This is a genomic window from Microbacterium pumilum, assembly GCF_039530225.1.
Lineage (GTDB): Bacteria > Actinomycetota > Actinomycetes > Actinomycetales > Microbacteriaceae > Microbacterium > Microbacterium pumilum.
Genome location: NZ_BAAAOH010000001.1, coordinates 980,899 through 999,076, shown reverse-complemented (window position 1 = coordinate 999,076; position 18,178 = coordinate 980,899). Strand labels below are relative to the sequence as shown.

Below are 18,178 nucleotides of genomic sequence, written 5' to 3'. Positions count from 1 at the left end.
GAGCACAAGGATGACGTCCGCACCGTGCGGGCTCGGTGAGCCAGCACGGGACGGACGTCAGGGTTGGCTACTCGGGATGCTCGGAACCCTCGTGATCGGTGGGCTCGGGCTCGGTTTCGGCATCCGTGGGCTCGTCCTCGACGGGCCCGGGCGCATCCTGTGGCGCTTCGACAGGCTCAGCGGCCGGCTCCGGCTCAGCGACCAGATCCGGCTCAGCCTCGGGCTCGGACTCGGACTCGGACGCTTCGACAGGCTCAGCGACCGACTCGGGCTCAGCGACCGGCTCCGGCTCGTCGACCAGATCCGGCTCGTCGACCAGATCCGGCTCAGCCTCGGGCTCGGGCTCGGACGCTTCGACAGGCTCAGCGACCGACTCGGGTTCAGCGACCGACTCGGGTTCAGCGACCGGCTCCGGCTCAGCGACCGGCTCCGGCTCCGGCTCGGACTCGGACGCTTCGACAAGCTCAGCGACCGACTCCGGCTCAGCGACCGACTCCGGCTCGTCGACCAGATCCGGCTCAGGCTCGGGCTCGGACGCTTCGACAGGCTCAGCGACCGAATCCGCGGCCGGCTCGGCAGCCGGACGGACCGCCGCGGGCGCAGACTCGGACACCTCGATGTCGGGGCCCTCTTCGAGCATCGGAACCGCGATCGCGGCAGTGCCGACCGATCCGGCCTCTCGCGCGCGAAGCTCACGGCGCGTGAGGGCACCCGATTCAATCGCGCCGACGCCGGCGCCGACGAGCGCCGACTCTGGCTCGAGCTGAGACGGCGCGCTGCCGGCATCCGCCTTCTCAGCACGACGAGCGGCTCGCCGCTCTTTCGCACCCTCGACGAGGTTGTAGAGCGTGGGCAGCACGAGGAGCGTGAGCACGGTCGACGAGATCAACCCGCCGATGACGACGATTGCGAGCGGCTGCGAGATGAACCCACCGTGTCCGGTGATGCCCAGGGCCATCGGGGTCAGGGCGAAGATCGTGGCGAGCGCCGTCATCAGGATCGGGCGCAGTCGTCGTCCCCCACCGGCGACCGTTGCATCGTGCGCGGTCAGTCCCTTGGTCCGGTACTGGTTCACGAGGTCGACGAGGACGATCGCGTTGGTGACGACGATGCCGATCAGCATGAGCACGCCGATGAGCGAGGCGACGCCGAGAGGCACGCCCGTCGCGATCTGCAGCAGAATCGCGCCGGTGGCCGCGAAAGGCACCGAGACGAGCAGCAGCAGCGGCTGACGGAGCGACTTGAAGGTCGCGACCATCACGATGTACACGATCAGGATGGCGGCGAGCAGCGCGAGACCGAGTTGCGAGAACGCGTCGGACTGCTGCGAGACCACGCCGCCGAGAGTCGCGTCGGCCGCCTGGGGCAGGTCGGCGTCATCGAGGGCCGACGTGACGGAAGCGGTAGCCGCTTGCAGGTTGTCGGTGGATGGGGTCACCGTGACGGTGGCGGTGCGCTGGCCGCCCTCCGTCGTGATCGAGGTCGGGCCTTCGCTTTCTTCGACGGCCGCGACGTCCGAGAGCGGAATGGGCCCGGTCGCCGACGGCACGGTGAGCTCCTTCAGCTCATCGATCGTCGCCGGCGTCTGCGATGCGGCGAGATAGACCGTGAGGGTGGTGTCGTCGATCTCGACCGACCCGATCCCCTGCGGCTGCATGGTGTTGGAGACGAGCGCGCCGACGGCGACCTCGGAGAGGCCGATCGCGGCAGCGGCTTCGCGGTCGACCGCCACCGAGATGTACGGGAGCGATGCCGAGAGGTTGCTCGACACCTGGCCGACGCCGTCGGCGTCCGTGACCGCTGTGACGACGGCATCCGTCGCGTCTGTCAGCGTGCCGGAATCGGGCGCCGTGACGTCGATCTCGATGTCGCTCGAGCCGAAGCCGCCACCAGAACCGGCGACTGTGATCGTGCCCACGCCGTCGAGTTCGGCGACCGCGGCCTGCACGTCCTCGCGGACCTGCACCTGGTCGGCATCCGGATCGGTGGTGATGGAGTACGTGATGCCGCTGCCGCCGCCCGAGAACGCGTCGCGCAGCGCCGACCCGCTCGATCCGATCGAGACCTGGACCGTCTGGATGCCGTCGATGCCGTCGAGCGCGTCCTCGACCTGCTGCGCCGCGGCGTCTTCTGCCTCGAGACTCGGAGCAGGGCCGATGTCCTGGGTCATTGTGAACGTGTTCTGACCCGAGTCACCGAGGAAGTTCGTCTTCATGAAGGGCGCGGCGGCGATCGTGCCGACCAGCACGAGCACGGCGAGCCCGAGCGTGACCCACGAATGGCGGAGCGTCCAGCGCAGGATCGGCAGATAGCCCTTCTGCAGGCGGCTCGGTGGGGCATTCCACGCCTCGGGGTCGATCTGGTTGCCCTCGGCATCGAGCAACGGCTTGCCCGGACGCAGGAACCAGTATGCGAGCACCGGCACGATGGTGAGCGCCACCAGCAGGGAGGCGGTCATGGCGATCGTGATGGTCAGGGCGAACGGACGGAAGAGTTCGCCCGTGATGTCGCCGACGAACGCGATCGGCAGGAAGACCGCGACCGTCGTGATGGTCGATGACGTGACGGCCGTTGCGACCTCGCGCACCGCGCGCAGGATCGATTCCTTCTTGTCGGCATCGCCGACGTAATGCCGCTTTATGTTCTCGATGACGACGATGGAGTCGTCGACCACACGTCCGATGGCGATCGTCAGTGCGCCCAGCGTCAGGATGTTCAGCGAGAAGCCGAAGGCCTGGATGCCGATGAACGTGATCAGGACGCTCGTCGGGATCGAGATGGCAGTCACGAGCGTCGCCCGCACCGACAGCAGGAACACCAGGATGACGAGCACGGCGAAGAAGAGGCCGAGCAGACCCTCGATGGCGAGGCTCTCGATCGACTGCTGGATGTAGGGGGCCTGGTCGAACACCACGGTGAACGTGGCTCCGTTCAGGTCGTCCTCGAGATCGGGGAGCGCGGCGAGCACGCCCTTCGACACATCCACGGTGTTCGCCGACGGGAGCTTCGTCACCGCGATCGTGATCGCCGGCTCGCCGTCGACGCGCGAGATCGTGGTGATCGGGTCCTGGTTCTGCTCGACGGTCGCGACATCGCCGATCGTCACCGCACCGGCTGCGAACTGCTCGGGGGTCGACGGGACGAGCGGCAGCGCGGCGATCTCGTCCACGGTCGTGATCTTCGAACCGGTCTGAACGGTCAGAGTCTCGTCGTTCTCAGTGATGTCGCCGCCGGGAAACAGCACGCCGTTCTGGTCGAGGGCGTCGTTGATCGCCTGCTGCGTGTAGCCGGCCGCGGCCAGCTCAGCCTTGTCGGGCGTGATCGTCACCCGCTGCCCGACACCTCCGACGATCTGCGCCGCATTGACGCCGGCGACGTCCTCGAGAGCGGGAACCACCGTCGATTCGAGCTGCGCCTGGATGGTCTCGGCGTCGTCATAGCCCGTGACCGCGACCTGGATCACGGGGAAGTCATCGATGCTCGCCGAGATCACGTTCGGCTCGACGCCATCCGGAAGCTGGCTCGAGATGCGGTTGATCGCCTGCGTCATCTTCTGTTCGGCGGTCGCGAGATCGGTGCCGTAGGTGAAGGACGCCTGCACGATCGACGCGTTCGTGGTGCTCGTCGCGGTGGACGATTCCAGCCCCGGCACTCCCTGGATCGCGTTCTCGATCGGGGTGGAGACATCGTTGTTCACGACCTCCGGCGACGCACCCGGGTAGGTCGAGACGACGACGAGCGCCGGGAACTCGATCGACGGGATGAGCTCCTGCTTGAGGCTCGTGAGCGCCAGACCACCGAACACCGCAGCGACGATCGTGATGAGGGCGATGAGCGCTCGGTTCTTGAGGCTCAAGACGGCGAGGTTCGACACGGAAAGGCCTTCGCTGGGTGGTGCAGTGTGAACGCCGGATCGACGACCCGGTGGATGCCGCAGCGCGGCGGATACGGGAATGTATCGAAGACTCAGTATCCCATGTGGTTTCCTCGACATCCGCCGACAACGGCAGGGCTCGTCAGCCCGCGCCGAGGCCTGCGATGGCACCGCCGGCGAGGACGCCGAGAGCCGCGGCGCCCACTGACAGCGCGAGTGTGCCGGCCACGTTTACCACTGCGTGGCGGCGGCGACCGCGTTCGCCGAGCAGCACCGTCTCGACCGACACGGTGCTGAACGTCGTGTAGCCGCCCAGAAGCCCCGTCCCCACCACGGTCGCGGCCGCCGGAACGACCGCACCGCCGAGGCCTACCAGCACTCCTAGAGCGAGAGATCCGCTCACATTCACGATCAGGATGCCGAGCGGGAACGCCTCGCGGCGCCCCCGCATCACCAGCGCGTCGACCCCGAATCGGAGACCGGCCCCGACCCCACCCGCAGCGGCTGCAGCGAGAAGAACCCAGACGTTCATTCGGCCGACTCCGGTGACTCGATCCTGCCGGGCTCATCGGCGATCCGCCGACCGATGAACAGGCCGACGATCCCTCCGACGAGCCCGGCCGAGACCGACGCGACCATAAGAGCCACAGCCAACCACGGTTCGGTCGCTCCGGTGGCGACGCTCTGGACCGCGAACGCGCTGTAGGTGGTGAATCCGCCCAGCATGCCCGTTCCGAAGAAGGTGCGTGCGCGAGGGTGCCGGTCATCCAGCCAGCCGACGACGACCCCGAGCAGGAGCGAGCCGAACGCGTTGATGGCGGCCGTCACCCACGGGACGAGTGCTGGGTCGTCGACGGGGAGCAGCAGCGCGGCCCTGGCCAGCACTCCGACGGCGCCACCCAGCACGACGAGCCCCAGGAGTGCGCCGGTGTGCGACGCGCCTGCTCGACGGACGGGTGCGCTGCTCACGCGCTCACGCTACCCGGCCGCTCGGCGCAAGCCGACGCTTCGCCGCAAGCCGGTCGCTGACCCGCGAACCGGTCGCTGAGCCGCAAACCGGTCGCTGACCCGCGAACCGGTCGCCGAGCCGCAAACCGGTCGCTGAGCCGCAAGCCGGTCGCTGAGCCTGTCGAAGCGTCCGGCGGCCCTTCGACAAGCTCAGGGACCGCCCGGCTACCCGAGGATCAGGCGACGGATCGCGGACTCCGGCGAGATCGAGAGGTCGAGCAGCTCGCCGCGACCGTACGACTTCCACACCCGCGGGTCGATGTAGCTCCCCCGCGCGACCGCAGGCGTGTTGCCCAGTGCCTCCGCGGTCGCAGCGACGGCCAGTCGCTCAGCGCGTTTGCGATCGTTCGGCGTGTCGACGGTGCCGATGCGGGCCAGGGCCTCGGCCGCGAAGATCGTGCCGCGCAGCGTCCGGAAGTCCTTGGCGGTGAACGCGCCTCCGGTCAGCGACCGGACGTGCTGGTTGACGTCGGCGGGCGTGAGCGGCACTCGCCGGCGACCGCGCTCATACGACAGCAGGGAGGACCGCGGTCGGCCCGCCGCCAGTTCGGCGATCACGACGGCGAGTTCGTCGTCGTCGATCTCGATGAGCGCGCGCTTGCCGCTCTTGCCCGGGAAAGACAGGGTGACGACCGAGTCGGTGACGACGGCATCCCGTCGCTGCAGAGTCGTGAGCCCCCTGCTGCCGTGCCTCTCGAGGTATCGGGATGATCCGATCCGCGGCGCCCCTTCGTCGAGCAGGCGGAAGGATGTCGCGAGCACCCGCTCGCGACCGAGTCCGTCGCGGTGGAGGATCGCGGTCACCCGGCCACGGGCGCGGGGGAGCGCTTCGGCGAGCGCCAGCGCACGCGCGAACTTGCCGCGGTCACGCCGTGCCCGCCACTGCTCGTGGTACAGGTACTGACGACGGCCCGCCTCATCCACGCCCACTGCCTGTATGTGGCCGTACGGCTCGGCGGAGATCCAGACGTCCTCCCACGCAGGCGGGATGACGAGGTCATGGATGCGCTCGCGATCGTCCTCGGCGACCGTCGCGCCGTGCGCGTCGACGTAGCGGAAGCCGTTGCCGGCACGAGTTCGTCGAAATCCCGGGGAGTCGCCGGGACGCACCCGGACCAGTCGTGGCAACGCCGTGCCCGCCGACTCAGTGGTTGCGGAGCATCGAGATGAGCTCCGTCTTGCGCTTGCCGGAATAGCCCCGGATCCCCAGTTCCTTCGCCCTCGCGCGGAGCCTGTCGACGGTCCATTCCTCGTAGTCGCCCGACGTGCCTCCCCGTCGGCCGACCTTCGCGGCGCCCTCTGTCGCAATGGCGTTCGAGATTCGCGCGGCCTTCTCCTTGGAAGCGCCCTCGTCGCGCAACTTCTCATACAGCTCGCGGTCCTGGAGGGCGGCTCCTCGTCGCTGAGGCACTTTATCGCTCCTTCTCTCAAGGTCGAAGACCCGTGCCGCACGTGGCGGCCAGACCGCGGATGAAGCGTCGGTCTTGCCGAGAGGGTATGCGCGCTCGGGCACTCATCTCTGGGGGTTGACAGTCCGCGGACGCGTGGATACACCCTGCCGAGCGGCTGCTATCACCGCAACTCTGCGCCCGTCAAGCCCCTCCCGCCGGCATCCCGTCAGTGGGAGTGTCTTCGTCGTGCCCACAAGGCATCCGAGTCGAGCCACGTCGCACGACTCGGCGACCCGAAGGAGAACCCCCCATGAACCTCGCCCTCATCATCATCATCGTCATCGCGGTCATCCTCGCGATCTTCGGCGGTCTCAACTCTGCGTTGAGCTGGCTGCTGTGGGTCGCACTCATCGTGGGTGTCGTAGCGCTGATCGTGTTCCTGTTCCGAGTGATCAGCGGCAACCGCCGAGCGTAGGTCCCTGGGTCCCCAGACCCCAGCGCTCCCACCCCCTGGGAGCACGGATGCCGCGACCATTCCGGTCGCGGCATCCGTCCGTCCAGGGCGAGCCCCCCGCCCGCCCGTCCGGCGCTCTACCCGGCTTCCATGCGGAGCCACATGGTGCTCGCCCCTCCGAGAGCGCCCCCCTCGCCGGGTGAGCTCGTCAGCACGGCGGAGCCGTCGACCGCGAACGGCTGCGCGCCGAAGTTGGTGACGACCTCCCAGCCGCCGGGCCGACGGAACCACAACACGTCCTCACGACCCGAATCGATCCACTCGAGTTCCTCCGCCCCCTGCAGACGGCCGCGCAGTGTCAGCGCCCGCCGGTACAGCGACAGCATCGATGCCGGATCGTCCACCTGCTCTTCGACCGCGAGCGGACCGAACCACTCCGGCTGCGGCAGATGCGCGCCGTCCGCGCCGAAGCCGAACGACGTCCCGCTCGTCTGCCAGGGGAGCGGCACCCGGCATCCGTCGCGCCCCATGTCGATCCCGGGGCTGCGGAAGTACGTCGGATCCTGCCGATCGGCGTCATCCAGCTCGGCGACTTCGTGTAGACCGAGTTCCTCACCCTGATAGAGGTACGCCGAACCGGGAAGCCCCAGTACGAACAGCGTCGCGGCGCGGGCGCGGCGTGTGCCGAGCTCGCGATCGAGGACCGGCGAGCTACCGCGCGAGAGCAGCCACTCCTTGCCGTGTTTGTGAGTCGGCCGACCGTCCGCTCCGCGTTCAGGATCCGGGAGGCCGTACCGGGTCGCATGCCGCACGACGTCGTGGTTCGAGAGCACCCACGTCGACGACGAGCCCGACTCGCGAGCAAGCTCGAGATTGTCCGAGACGATGTGACGGAACTGGCCGGCGTCGAAGTCGGCCTCGAGCAGATCGAAGTTGAACGCCTGTCCAAGACCCTGTGCGCTCGCGTACCGAGGGCGTCGAGAGCGTTCCACCCATGCCTCGGCGACCGCCGTCCGGGGGGGGTCGTACTCGTTGAAGACCGCGCGCCACTGCGCGTAGATGTCCTGTACGTCGTCGCGATCGATGACCGGGTGCGAGCCGTCCTTCGGCCGGGCGTTCAGCTCGGCCTGGCTCGGCAACGGCTCGGTCATGTCCTTCGTGAGCATGTGGGCGACGTCGATGCGGAATCCGTCGACTCCGCGATCGGCCCAGAAACGAAGGGTGCGGACGAAGTCCTCGCGCACGTCCTCGCTCAGCCAATTGAGATCGGGCTGCTCGACCGCGAAGAAGTGCAGGTACCACTGGCCGTCGGGCGTTCGCTCCCATGCCGAGCCCCCGAATGCCGACTCCCAGTCGGTCGGCGGTTCTGCTCCATCCGAACCGCTCCCGTCGCGGAAGATGTAGCGGTCACGGGCGGGGGATCCGGCAGAGGCGGCCAACGCCTCCTCGAACCACTCGTGCCGGTTCGACGTGTGGTTGGGCACGATGTCGACGACGACGCGGATGCCCGCCTCATGCAGGGCCGACACCAGCTCATCGAAGTCGGCGAGCGTGCCCAGTCGTGGATCGACGTTGCGATAGTCGTCGACGTCGTAGCCGCCGTCGGCGAGCGCCGACGGGTAGAAGGGGCTCAGCCAGACGGCATCGATGCCCAGCGCAGCGAGGTAGTCCACCCTGGAGGTGATCCCGGGGAGGTCGCCGATGCCGTCGCCGTCGCCGTCCGCGAAGCTGCGCGGATAGATCTGGTAGACGACGGCCTGCCGCCACCAGTCGGGCCCCTCGGTGGATCGAGTCGAGCTCTGGTCATCCCTTGACAGCACCCTGCGTCACTCCCTCCATCACCCAGCGCTGAGTGAACAGGTACACGATGACCGCGGGCGCCATCGCCATCAGATATGACGCGAAAGCCACGTTGTAGTTGTTGGTGAACTGGTTCTGGAAAAGCGCGTTCAGCACGGGAAGGGTCTGCATCGCCGGGTCGGCGATGATCAGCGAGGGCATCATGAAGTCGTTCCACGCGTACAGGAACGCGAAGATGCCGATCGTCGCGCTCATCGGCGCGAGCAGCGGGAAGATCATGTGCCAGAAGGTCTGCCACGTGGACGCGCCGTCGATGCGCGCACTCTCCTCGAGCTCGAACGGGATCGAGCGCAGGAACGCCGTGAACAGCAGCACGCTGAAGCTGAGCTGGAACATGGTCGCGAGGATGATCACGCCGAAGGGGTTGGCGAGCCCGACCAGTCCGGTGAGCTGCACCTGCGGCAGGGCGACGACCGGGAACGGGATGAACATCGCCGCGAGCAGGTAGAAGAACGAGTAGCGGAAGAGCTTGTGGTCCCAGTTGCGGACGATCGCGAACGACGCGAACGCCGAGAGGAAGATCGTCGCGCCGACGGTGCCCGCGGTGACCAACACCGACATGGCCGCCCCGACCGGGAAGTTGATGAGGTCCCACGCCGCGACGAAGCCTTCGACGCTGAACGGGGCGGGCAGCGAGAACGCGTTGCCGTCGACGGACTGGGCGGTCGTCTTGAACGCCATCGTGATCGTGACGTACAGCGGCAGCAGGACCGTGACCGCACAGAGGATGAGGATGATGGTGCCGGTCCAATTGACCCGCTCCATGGCGAAACGGCCCTTGGACGGTTTGGGAGCGGTGCCTTCGAGGACCTCTTCGGCCTCGATCGATTCGAAGACGAGACCTGGCTGCACAGACATCAGAGGGCGCTCCTTCCGCGCGTGATCGAGAGTTGGAGCAGGGCGATGAGGATGGTGATGACGAAGAAGACCGTCGCGTTCGCCATCTGGTACGCATAGTCGCCGGTGGTGAGACCCGAGATGACCGTCATCGCGATGCTGTACGTCGAGGTTCCCGGACCGCCGCCGGTGAGGCCCTTGATGACGTCGTACGCGTTCAGGAAGCCCTTGAAGCCGAGGATCACGTTGATCACGATGTAGCCGAACATCAGCGGGATCGTGATGCGCGTGAGCTGCTGGACCTTGCTCGCCCCGTCGATGTCCGCCGCTTCGTACACCTCGCCGGGGATCGACAGGATGCCGGCGATGTAGATGAGCAGGGCACCGGGGATCGCCTGCCACGCCGTGACGATGACGATCGCGAGCCATGCCCAGTCCGGGTTTGCCAGGATGCTCTCCTGGAGCCACGTGATGCCGGAGATGGTGCCGAACGCCGGCAGAGAATTCGAGAACAGGAACTTGAAGACGAACGAGATGATGATGGCCGAGATCACCATCGGGATCACGAAGATCGTGCGCAACGGCGTCTTCAGCCGAATCCGCGACGTGAGCGCCACCGCGAGGAGCAGGGCGATGATGTTCACCGCGACGACCGTGACGGCCGAGAACCCGAACGTGAACAGGTAGCTCTGGACGACCAGCGGGTCGCTGAACAGGGCGATGTAGTTCGTGAGCCCGATGAACTTCCAGTCGCCGAGGCCGATGGAGTTGGTGAAGCTGAAGAAGATGCCGATCACCGCGGGCACCGCGATCGCCAGCGTGAACAGGATCACGGTGGGAACCAGGAACCAGTAGTAGATGGGCTCGATACGGCGACGAGAGCGCGCCTGCCCTCGTTGTCGCTTGCCCTGCGTGACGAGAGTCGTCGTGGTGGGCGGGGTCGTCGTGGTTGTCATGAGAGACTCCTTCGTTCCCGGATCACTGCTGACGGAATGCGAGCCGCGCGTAGTCGGCGTCGATGTTGCTGAGGATCCGCTGCGGATCGCTGCCGAGGATGATGGCCTGCGTGTAGTTCATGATCGGGATCGCCCGGGGCACGAGCGTCGTCGAACCCTGGTAGACGTCGCCCGCGTCGATGTACTCCTGCAGACCGACGATGCGATCATCCGACACAGGTGGGGCATCCCTGGTCGGAGTGAAGCCCAACTGGGACTCGTTGTACCCCTGGATGATCTCCGGCTGATAGAGATATTCGAGGAACGCGCGTGCCGCTTCCTGGTGCCGCGAGCCCTCCGGGATCCAGGCGGCGAGGTCCATGTTGATGCGCGCCTTCAGGTCGCCGGGGTCGTCGGTGACCGGCAGCGGGAACATCCCGAGGTCGAGGTCGGGTGCCGCCTTCGCGATCTCGCCGAACGCCCACGGCCCCTGCAGGTACATCGCGGCTTCGCCGTTCGCCATCGCCGTGTTGCCGTCGCCGTAGAAGCGGCTCGCGGCGTCGGGGTTGACGTACTGCGCCAGTTCGAGCATCTTGTCGACGGGTTCGGCCTGATCCTTCTGGAACGAGACCGCAGAGTTCGGCCCGACGTTCGCGCCTTCCTCGGCCAGCGCGTCGAAGAATGCGACCGTGTCGATCATGCCGCCCACGGTGTAGTCGTACCAGCCCTGCCCGATCGTCCAGTTGTCGGCGAAGGTCGCGTAGAACGGCGTGACGCCCGCTGCCTGGAGCGTCTCGCATACGTCGATGAGCTCATCCCACGTCTCGGGCACGTCGAGATCGTTCTGCTCGAAGATCTCCTTGTTGTAGATCACCGCAGCGCCCATGATCGAGTACGGAATCGCGCTCGTGCGGCCAGGGCACACGCCGAACTGATCCATGAACGGCGTCAGGTCCTCCCGGACACTCTGCGCCGCCGCAGTGTCGGAAAGATCCGACATCGCGCACCGCTGGATGAAGCGTGCGGTCTCCTGGTTGTAGTTGGCCAGCGCGATGTCAGGCGGATCCCCCCGGACGAAGGCCGCAGAGAACGAGTCGACGCCCGAGGTGTCCATGACCACGTTCACCTCGTCCTGCGAGCTGTTGTACTCCTGAACAAGTTCCGTCATATAGGGGATCGCTTCGCGCTTGCTGAAGACGAATCGGAGCGTGTCCCCGCCGCCGGAGCCGGAGCAGCCCGCGAGCGCCCCACCTGCGAGGACGAGCGCAAGTCCCGCCGCCAGTGCGCGAGTGTTTCGTCTTGAGGTTCCAGACACCTTCGTCCTTCCCGTTCGTCCTCCGTCGTCGGAGGAGAATTGTTTCTTCATCGATTAGATTTACATCGCGAATCAACTTTCTGCACGTAATAATGCAGTAGGTCCGAAGGAAGGTCAAGACCCTTGTCCGATCTCGCACTCGGTTCGTCCGCGGCCGCGTCCGTACGGCAGACCAATCTCGCCGCGATCGCGCGGTTCGCTTGGGATGCGACGGCGTTCACCGCCTCAGAGGCGATGGCAGCCGTCGGGCTCACCCGATCCACGACCATCGCCGTGATCGACGAGCTGGTCGAGGACGGCATCCTGCGTGAGCTGGCCAACGCCCGAGAGGCCGGCCACTACCGCAAGGGCAGGCCCGCGCGGCGATTCGAACTGCGTGCGGATGCCGCAGCCATCGTGGGTGTCGACGCCGGCCGTGCGCACATCACCGCGATCGTCGCGGACCTCCGCGGCGAGGACATCGTCCGCACCCACGTCGAGCTCGACGTCACCCACGATTCGTGGGCTGAACGCCGTGAGGCTCTTGCCGCCGCCATCGACGACGCGCTCGAGCAGGCGGGACTCGGACGATCGGACGTCGCCGCCGTCTGCATCGGCGTTCCGGCGCCGGTCGATGCCGAGGGGGCGTCTCCTGCGCACCCGGATGAGTTCTGGAAGCGGATGAACCCCGACCTCGCCGAGCTGATCTCGCAGTGGGCGCCGATCGTCCACGTCGAGAACGATGCGTCGCTCGCCGCCGTCGCGGAGGGCGCGTGGGGTGCGGCGGTCGGATGCACCGACTACGTGTCGCTCCTCGCGGGCGCGCGCCTGGGCGCCGGTGTCGTGATCGACGGACGACTGCTGCGGGGCGCCCACGGCGGTGCCGGCGAAATGGTCTTCCTCGACGACATCCCGACCGTCGGCGGAGCGTGGGGCCTCGGGTATCGGGCGGCCGAGTGGGCGCGCGAGGCCATCGAGTCGGGCGACGTCGCCGCGAATTCGGGGCTGCTCAGCGTGCCTCTCGAGCTGCTGGATGCTCCGACCGTGCTGGCCCTCGCCCGGGAGGGCGATGCCGATGCCCGCCGCATCGTCGATCGCGTCGCCCTTGCCCTCGCGACGATCGTCGGCATCTTCGGCAGTCTCTTCGACGTCTCGCTCGTGATCGTGTCGGGCGCCATCTCCGAGGGTGCCGACATCGTCCTCGACGCGACTCGCGCGGTGAGCCCCACGCACCTCGATCTGCCCGTCCCCCGGCTCGTGGCGTCCCACCTCGGCGCGGATGTCGTCGCGATCGGCGCGGTCGCCCGCGCCCGGGATGCGGTACGCGCCGACATCCCGGCTCTCACCCGCGCCGCAGCGAACGCCCACCGTTGAGAGCCGGCAGGCACGAACGCGGATGCCGCGACCGAGTCGTTCGGTCGCGGCATCCGTCGTCCTCAGGCCGCTGAGCCCGTCGAAGCGATCCCGCCTAAAGGTTCGCCTCCGCGTAGACGCGCAGTGCGTCACGGACGAACTCGGCGCCGGCGGTGCCTCCCTCGCTCGTCGCGTAGTTGGCCCCGAAGCGCGGGTCGGCGACATACATCTCGCCGAGTCCGATCACGTAGCCCTTGACGTCACCTCCAGGCGCCGAAGCGGGTGTGCCGGGGATGCCGGTCAGCCAGTCGACCTGTCGCTTCGCGAGTGCCTGAGCGTCGGCGCTGTCGGGCGCGACGCCGCTCTCCGCAGCCGCGATCCAATTGCGACCGAGGTCGGACACCAGCTGCTGCCACGCCTTCTTCTGATCGGCGCTCATGCCGCGCCACCAGGCGTCGGAGCGCGCGTACGCGTCCTTGCCCCAGCGCTCTTCGACCTCATCCTTGTACTGGGTGTAGTCGAAGCCGTCGAACATGTTCTCTGCCATGAGTCGTTCACCTCCTCTCAGTGCATCGATGGTCGATTCGACCGACGCGATCTGCCGCGCCAGCCTGGTCTGCTCCTGCCGGAGCCACGCGAGATGTCCCTCGAGCGCGTGCTCTTCGGATTCCTCTCGCTCGAGCACCTCGGAGATCTGCGACAGTCCGAGTCCGAGCTCGCGGAGCAGCAGAATCCGCTGCAGCCGGACGAGCGCCGATTCGTCGTAGTGCCGATAGCCGTTGTGGCCGACACTCGACGGACTGAGCAGACCCATGTCGCCGTAGTGGCGCAGCGTGCGGCTCGTCGTTCCCGCGAGCTTCGCGATCTGCTGAATGGTCCATTCCATGGGTTTCTCCCCCTTTCTTGCTCGTGTCACCACGCTAAAGGTTGACGTTGCGTCAAGGTCAATCGAATATTGCTGAGTTGCGGGGCAACTCGCGATATATCGTGTTATGGTGGTCATATCGCGATATATCGCGTGTTGACAATACCCCTGGAGCAGAAGCAATGACCCTCGAGAAGTGGATCATCCACCCCGGCGAGACGCGCGTCATCGACATCGAAACCGTGCACTCGCTCAAAGTCGGACTCATCGGCGGACAGATCGACGTGATCGCCCACGACGAGCCGGGCGCCCGCATCGAAGTGCACGGCGTCACCATCAAGGACCTCCGCATCGAGGTCGTCGGCGATCACGTCGAGATCGATCACCCTCAGCTGCGCTGGGACAACTTCCTCGAAGTGTTCCGCAACTTCACGGCGAGCGGCCCGAAGGCCGAGATCAGTGTCGCGGTGCCCCGCGCAGTCGCCCTCACGCTCGGCGTGGTCAGCGCGAGCGCACTCGTGTCCGGCATCCGCAACGATGCCCGCCTCAACACGGTGTCCGGTGACATCATCGTCGACGGACTTACGGGCGACCTCACCGTCAACGCCGTGTCGGGCGACGTGCAGGTGCGCGAGCTCGTCGGCGCCCTCACTGCCAACAGCGTCTCGGGCGATGTGGCGGCCACCGGAGCCCTGCGCAAAGCGACCATCGACACCGTTTCGGGCGCCATGCTGGTCGACTCCACCGGCGAGCTCCACAGCGTGGCCCTCAACACCGTGAGCGGCAGCACGACGATACGGCTGGACGAGGGCTACCCCGCCAACTACGTCATCCGCAGCGTGAGCGGCCGCGTCCAGGTCGACGGCGTCAAGCGCTCGGGAACCGGCACCGGTCCGACCACCAACTACGTGTCTTCGGTCGGCGAACTGGCCGGCTCGTTCGCCGACATCCGGGCGAACTCCGTCTCGGGCGGCGTCACAGTGCTTCGCCGCACCATCGCGTCGCAGGATGCCGCATCCACCGCGTCGGCAGGCTCGCCCTCCGACGGCGAAGGGCAGGAGTGGTGATGACTCCCGTCTTCTCACACGGCGATCTGCGCCTCTACCTGCTGAACCTCCTCGATGAGGGTCCGCGCCACGGCTACGACATCATGCAGGCACTGTCGGATCGCACCGGCGGAACCTACACGCCGAGCGCCGGCACGGTCTACCCGCGCCTCGCGAAGCTCGAAGAGGAGGGACTCGTCACCAAGTCGGTGGACGGTCGCAAGACCGTGTACGAGATCACTCCGGCCGGCCACGCAGAGGTCACGGCGAGGGCCGGCGACCTCGAGGGCATCGAGGCGAGCCTGACCGACTCAGTCCGGCTGATCGCCGACGAAGTCCGCGGCAGCGTCCGCGAGGCCATGCGGAGCCTGCGCGCCGACCTCGCAGCGGCGAGCCGCGAGGAGCAGTCCAGCGCCACCCCGCCGCCCGCATCCGACGATCCCCGCGTCAGCAGTCGCGAGCAGGTCCACCGTGCGGATGCCGCCGTCAGCGAATTCCGGGCGAAGATCCGCAGCGATCTGCGCTCACATGTCGCACGGGGCGGCGAGCTCGCTGCAGCCACGATCGACGACCTCACGTCCGAGCTGGATCGCCTTTCGCGCGACCTGATCCGGACGCTGCGAGGCTGACCCGTTCGGATGACGACCCGCTCGAGCCTCGCTGCCTGGGCGGGTCGTCGTCGTTGCGCGTCGTCCGGCGGAGCCGTCAGGACGGCCAGATCTCCTCGTCGTCCGGGACAGGATCGCCGAGCGGCACGACGAGGATCGGGCGGTGCTGGCGGTGCGCGAGCCGAGCGGCGACCGAACCGGTGAAGAACTCCCGGATGGATTCGCCGAATCCGCGCTTGCGCGTGCCGACGACGAGCAGCCGGGCGTCGACCTGATCGGCGAGATGCTTGAGGGCGAGCGCGGGGTCTCCGACGAGCTGCCGAACGCTCCACCCCACTGCCTGGCCCTCGAGGGTCGCCGCCGTCTGCGCTTGGACGATCGAGAGATCGCCCTCGCCGACCGCGATGTTCACATCTATCGGCGCGGAGTGGACATATCCGTCGGGGTCTTCGTACGTCACGAACCGGGTGACATCCACGTGCACCACGAGCAGCGGGGCACCGAGGAGCTTGGCGTATCGCGCGCCCTCCTTCAGCACCCGTGATGACAGGTCGGGGACGACTCCGACGATCACTGCGCCATGAGTGGCGGGCTCATCTGCCGCCTGCTCGGAAACCTCAGATGCCTCATCCGACATGCGTCATGATCCCTTCCGCGGCGGTGCGAATCGGCCCGTGAAGCCGCCGGGGTGCGGCGGCTCCGTGTTATCCTGAATGCTACTCTTACCGGCCCCGAGCCGGTCTCGCGAACGCGCTGGGCCCCGCCAACGGCCCGCGTCTCAGAATTGAGGGGGTCTCGCATGGGGCGTGGCCGTCAGAAGGCGAAGCACACCAAGATCGCCCGCGAACTCAAGTCCTACAGCCCGAGTGTGAACTACTCGGCGCTCGAGAAGGAACTCGGTCATCCCGACGAGGACGCGTACGTCGACAAGTGGGCGGATGACTACGCCGACGAGTACGAAGGAGAGAAGGCCTAGGCCCTAAGCCGCGGTCTTCACGCTCTCGTTCCCCGCCGCCCTGCGGGCGCGACGGGCATCGAGCCACGCCCATAAGCGGTCGAGCAAGCGCTTGAGCCACGACGCGACGCGCTTCGCCCGATGGAACTCGGTCCCGAGCACCGCGAGACCGAGGAACACCACGAGCAAGCCCGGGCCGGGCAGCGGAACGAGCAGCACACCCAGCAGCGCTAGCGATCCGCCGACGATGCCGACCATGATGCGGTACCCGAGGTCGAGGCGCGGATGCTTCGATACCCGCTCGCGCATGCGATCGAGCATCCTGCGCACGGGCTGATCGGGACGCTCTGCAGCCGCGATCTCGGCGCGCGCCGTGGACTCGACGTGAGGGTGGGAGATGCCGGGCTGCGACTCGGACGTCATACCGAAACGCTAACAAGACATACGGCGAACTCGCTGGGAGTCACCACGGGCCGTAGCGGCGCTCCCAGTCGTCTTCGACGGTCCGAGTGCGTGCTGCGACGGCGGCTGCCGGAATCGCTGCCGTGACGACTGCGGCCATGACGATGAGCGGCAGCGTCCACGAGTCCGTAGCGCCGTGCAACAGGCCGATTCCGATGGGGAACAGTGCGACGATGCCGTAGCCGATGCTCTGGACGAAGCCGCTGAGCGCGACCGAGGCCTCGTGGGTGCGGACGCGGAGCCCCAGCAGCACCAGCGTCAGCGGGAAGAGCAGCGGGGCGATGCCGAGGAGCATCACCCACAGCCAGGCGGCTGCCGCCGGGGCGAACAGCAGCCCCGCGATCGCGATCAGGCCCGCCGCGACCGAGATACCGAACAGAACCAGCGTGGCGTTGTAACGAACCACCAGGATCGGCACGAACAGCGAGACCGGCAGTCCCATCGCCGCGAACAGCGAGAGCAGCGCGCCGGCCGCCGCCGGTGTCACCCCTGCGGTGTCGACGAGCAGTGTCGGCAGCCAGGCGAAGCACGTGTACGCGATGGCGCCCGAGACCGTGAAACCGACCGTGAGAGCCCACGCGAGCGGCAGCCGCCACATGCGCCGGAACACCCGCGGATTCGCAGACTCGATCTCCTCGTCGGGTCCCGCCGCCCGCGCATGGACGAGCAGCGCGATCCACGGGATCATGGCGACGACGGCGAACACCGCCCACATCCCGAGCGAAATGCGCCAGCCCGCGGCATCCGCCACCGGCACGGCCACGAGAGGCGGCGTGAAGGACGCCACGGCCATGGTCGTCGAGTAGATCGTGGTCATCAGCCCGATGCGATCGGCGAAGTACTTCTTCACGAGCGGCGGAAGCAGGATGTTACCGACGCCGACGGCGGCGAAGATCACGGATGTCGCGACCAGCAACGTGATCGAATCGGTCGCCAGACCGCGCCAGACCATCCCGCCGACGGCGACGACCATCGCCGCCAGAGCGAGCCGCTCGAGCCCGAATCGGCGCTCGAGCTGAGGGGTCAGGATGCCGAAGATCGCGTAGCAGGCCGGCGGCGCGGTGCCGATCAGGCCGATGATCGCCGGTGGCACCGGAAAGTCCACGGCGATGAGCGCGTACACGGGTGACAGCGAGGCGACTGCGGAGCGCAGCGAGAACGCGAACAGCACGATGCCGATGAGGGCGAGGGCCCTCCCCTGCCAGAGCGGTCGGGAGGGGGTGGGGCTCACCGACT

The 18,178-nt window shown here is 67.5% G+C and carries 18 protein-coding genes; 5 read left to right on the top strand and 13 right to left on the bottom strand.

The window, feature by feature from the left end; all coding sequences use genetic code 11:
• Positions 1-67 precede the first annotated feature (67 nt).
• From ABD188_RS04585 to ABD188_RS04565, 5 genes are all read right to left on the bottom strand, one after another.
• On the bottom strand, positions 68-3,874 hold the full coding sequence (locus tag ABD188_RS04585) for an efflux RND transporter permease subunit (RefSeq protein WP_425561328.1): 3,807 nt from the start codon (positions 3,872-3,874) through the stop codon (positions 68-70).
• A gap of 142 nt (positions 3,875-4,016) precedes the next feature.
• Complete coding sequence (locus ABD188_RS04580) at positions 4,017-4,406, bottom strand: fluoride efflux transporter FluC (protein WP_344058964.1); 390 nt, start codon at positions 4,404-4,406, stop codon at positions 4,017-4,019.
• Entirely contained in the window at positions 4,403-4,843 is a 441-nt protein-coding gene (locus ABD188_RS04575; protein ID WP_344058962.1) for a fluoride efflux transporter FluC, read from the bottom strand. Before ABD188_RS04575 ends, ABD188_RS04580 begins: the two co-directional genes overlap by 4 nt.
• Positions 4,844-5,047: 204 nt before the next feature.
• Positions 5,048-6,010: a DNA topoisomerase IB gene (locus ABD188_RS04570; RefSeq protein WP_344058960.1), complete on the bottom strand. Its 963-nt coding sequence runs from the start codon at positions 6,008-6,010 to the stop codon at positions 5,048-5,050.
• A 16-nt stretch (positions 6,011-6,026) separates the two neighbouring features.
• The gene (locus ABD188_RS04565) at positions 6,027-6,293 is read right to left on the bottom strand and encodes a DUF7218 family protein (RefSeq protein ID WP_344058958.1); all 267 of its coding nucleotides are present in this window, start codon (positions 6,291-6,293) and stop codon (positions 6,027-6,029) included.
• A gap of 290 nt (positions 6,294-6,583) precedes the next feature.
• Between ABD188_RS04565 and ABD188_RS04560 the strand changes: the two genes are divergently transcribed.
• Positions 6,584-6,748, top strand: coding sequence for a hypothetical protein (locus tag ABD188_RS04560; RefSeq protein WP_344058956.1), 165 nt, complete (start codon positions 6,584-6,586; stop codon positions 6,746-6,748).
• A 116-nt stretch (positions 6,749-6,864) separates the two neighbouring features.
• On the opposite strand, the gene ABD188_RS04555 is transcribed toward ABD188_RS04560, so the two are convergent.
• The 4 genes from ABD188_RS04555 to ABD188_RS04540 all read right to left on the bottom strand — a co-directional run bounded on the left by ABD188_RS04555 (position 6,865) and on the right by ABD188_RS04540 (position 11,674).
• Positions 6,865-8,547, bottom strand: coding sequence for a glycoside hydrolase family 13 protein (locus tag ABD188_RS04555; RefSeq protein ID WP_344058954.1), 1,683 nt, complete (start codon positions 8,545-8,547; stop codon positions 6,865-6,867).
• Positions 8,531-9,352 carry a carbohydrate ABC transporter permease gene (locus ABD188_RS04550; protein WP_344066871.1) on the bottom strand — a complete coding sequence of 274 codons (822 nt, stop codon included), beginning with the start codon at positions 9,350-9,352 and terminating at the stop codon, positions 8,531-8,533. The genes ABD188_RS04555 and ABD188_RS04550 overlap by 17 nt, the downstream gene beginning before the upstream one ends.
• Before the next feature lie 92 nt (positions 9,353-9,444).
• Positions 9,445-10,380, bottom strand: coding sequence for a carbohydrate ABC transporter permease (locus ABD188_RS04545; protein ID WP_344058952.1), 936 nt, complete (start codon positions 10,378-10,380; stop codon positions 9,445-9,447).
• A gap of 22 nt (positions 10,381-10,402) precedes the next feature.
• Entirely contained in the window at positions 10,403-11,674 is a 1,272-nt protein-coding gene (locus ABD188_RS04540) for an ABC transporter substrate-binding protein (RefSeq protein ID WP_425561327.1), read from the bottom strand.
• A 123-nt stretch (positions 11,675-11,797) separates the two neighbouring features.
• Here ABD188_RS04540 and ABD188_RS04535 point away from each other — a divergent pair, with 123 nt between their 5' ends.
• Positions 11,798-13,027: an ROK family protein gene (locus ABD188_RS04535; RefSeq protein WP_344058948.1), complete on the top strand. Its 1,230-nt coding sequence runs from the start codon at positions 11,798-11,800 to the stop codon at positions 13,025-13,027.
• Between the two features lie 94 nt (positions 13,028-13,121).
• Here ABD188_RS04535 and ABD188_RS04530 read toward each other — a convergent pair whose 3' ends face one another.
• A complete protein-coding gene (locus ABD188_RS04530) occupies positions 13,122-13,892 on the bottom strand; it encodes a MerR family transcriptional regulator (protein WP_344058946.1) in 771 nt (256 codons plus the stop codon).
• Positions 13,893-14,053: 161 nt separating this feature from the next.
• Between ABD188_RS04530 and ABD188_RS04525 the strand changes: the two genes are divergently transcribed.
• Both ABD188_RS04525 and ABD188_RS04520 read left to right on the top strand, forming a co-directional pair.
• Positions 14,054-14,938, top strand: a complete 885-nt coding sequence (locus ABD188_RS04525; protein WP_344058945.1) for a DUF4097 family beta strand repeat-containing protein — start codon at positions 14,054-14,056, stop codon at positions 14,936-14,938.
• Positions 14,938-15,546, top strand: coding sequence for a PadR family transcriptional regulator (locus ABD188_RS04520; protein WP_344058943.1), 609 nt, complete (start codon positions 14,938-14,940; stop codon positions 15,544-15,546). The genes ABD188_RS04525 and ABD188_RS04520 overlap by 1 nt, the downstream gene beginning before the upstream one ends.
• 76 nt (positions 15,547-15,622) lie before the next feature.
• On the opposite strand, the gene ABD188_RS04515 is transcribed toward ABD188_RS04520, so the two are convergent.
• Positions 15,623-16,162 (bottom strand): universal stress protein, encoded by a 540-nt coding sequence (locus tag ABD188_RS04515; protein ID WP_344058941.1) that lies wholly within the window; start codon positions 16,160-16,162, stop codon positions 15,623-15,625.
• 162 nt (positions 16,163-16,324) lie between these two features.
• Here ABD188_RS04515 and ABD188_RS04510 point away from each other — a divergent pair, with 162 nt between their 5' ends.
• Complete coding sequence (locus ABD188_RS04510; RefSeq protein ID WP_344058939.1) at positions 16,325-16,501, top strand: DUF3073 domain-containing protein; 177 nt, start codon at positions 16,325-16,327, stop codon at positions 16,499-16,501.
• 3 nt (positions 16,502-16,504) lie between these two features.
• Here ABD188_RS04510 and ABD188_RS04505 read toward each other — a convergent pair whose 3' ends face one another.
• Positions 16,505-16,903 (bottom strand): TIGR02611 family protein, encoded by a 399-nt coding sequence (locus ABD188_RS04505; protein ID WP_344058937.1) that lies wholly within the window; start codon positions 16,901-16,903, stop codon positions 16,505-16,507.
• A 40-nt stretch (positions 16,904-16,943) separates the two neighbouring features.
• Positions 16,944-18,173, bottom strand: a complete 1,230-nt coding sequence (locus tag ABD188_RS04500; protein WP_344058935.1) for an MFS transporter — start codon at positions 18,171-18,173, stop codon at positions 16,944-16,946.
• Positions 18,174-18,178: the final 5 nt, after the last annotated feature.

Excerpts from the sequence above, each read along its gene's own strand:
- ABD188_RS04580 (WP_344058964.1), bottom strand. The coding sequence starts at position 4,406 with ATGAACGTCTGGGTTCTTCTCGCTGCAGCCGCTGCGGGTGGGGTCGGG.
- ABD188_RS04560 (WP_344058956.1), top strand. The coding sequence starts at position 6,584 with ATGAACCTCGCCCTCATCATCATCATCGTCATCGCGGTCATCCTCGCG.
- ABD188_RS04550 (WP_344066871.1), bottom strand. The coding sequence starts at position 9,352 with ATGGAGCGGGTCAATTGGACCGGCACCATCATCCTCATCCTCTGTGCG.
- ABD188_RS04545 (WP_344058952.1), bottom strand. The coding sequence starts at position 10,380 with ATGACAACCACGACGACCCCGCCCACCACGACGACTCTCGTCACGCAG.
- ABD188_RS04530 (WP_344058946.1), bottom strand. The coding sequence starts at position 13,892 with ATGGAATGGACCATTCAGCAGATCGCGAAGCTCGCGGGAACGACGAGC.
- ABD188_RS04525 (WP_344058945.1), top strand. The coding sequence starts at position 14,054 with ATGACCCTCGAGAAGTGGATCATCCACCCCGGCGAGACGCGCGTCATC.
- ABD188_RS04520 (WP_344058943.1), top strand. The coding sequence starts at position 14,938 with ATGACTCCCGTCTTCTCACACGGCGATCTGCGCCTCTACCTGCTGAAC.
- ABD188_RS04515 (WP_344058941.1), bottom strand. The coding sequence starts at position 16,162 with ATGTCGGATGAGGCATCTGAGGTTTCCGAGCAGGCGGCAGATGAGCCC.
- ABD188_RS04510 (WP_344058939.1), top strand. The coding sequence starts at position 16,325 with ATGGGGCGTGGCCGTCAGAAGGCGAAGCACACCAAGATCGCCCGCGAA.
- ABD188_RS04505 (WP_344058937.1), bottom strand. The coding sequence starts at position 16,903 with ATGACGTCCGAGTCGCAGCCCGGCATCTCCCACCCTCACGTCGAGTCC.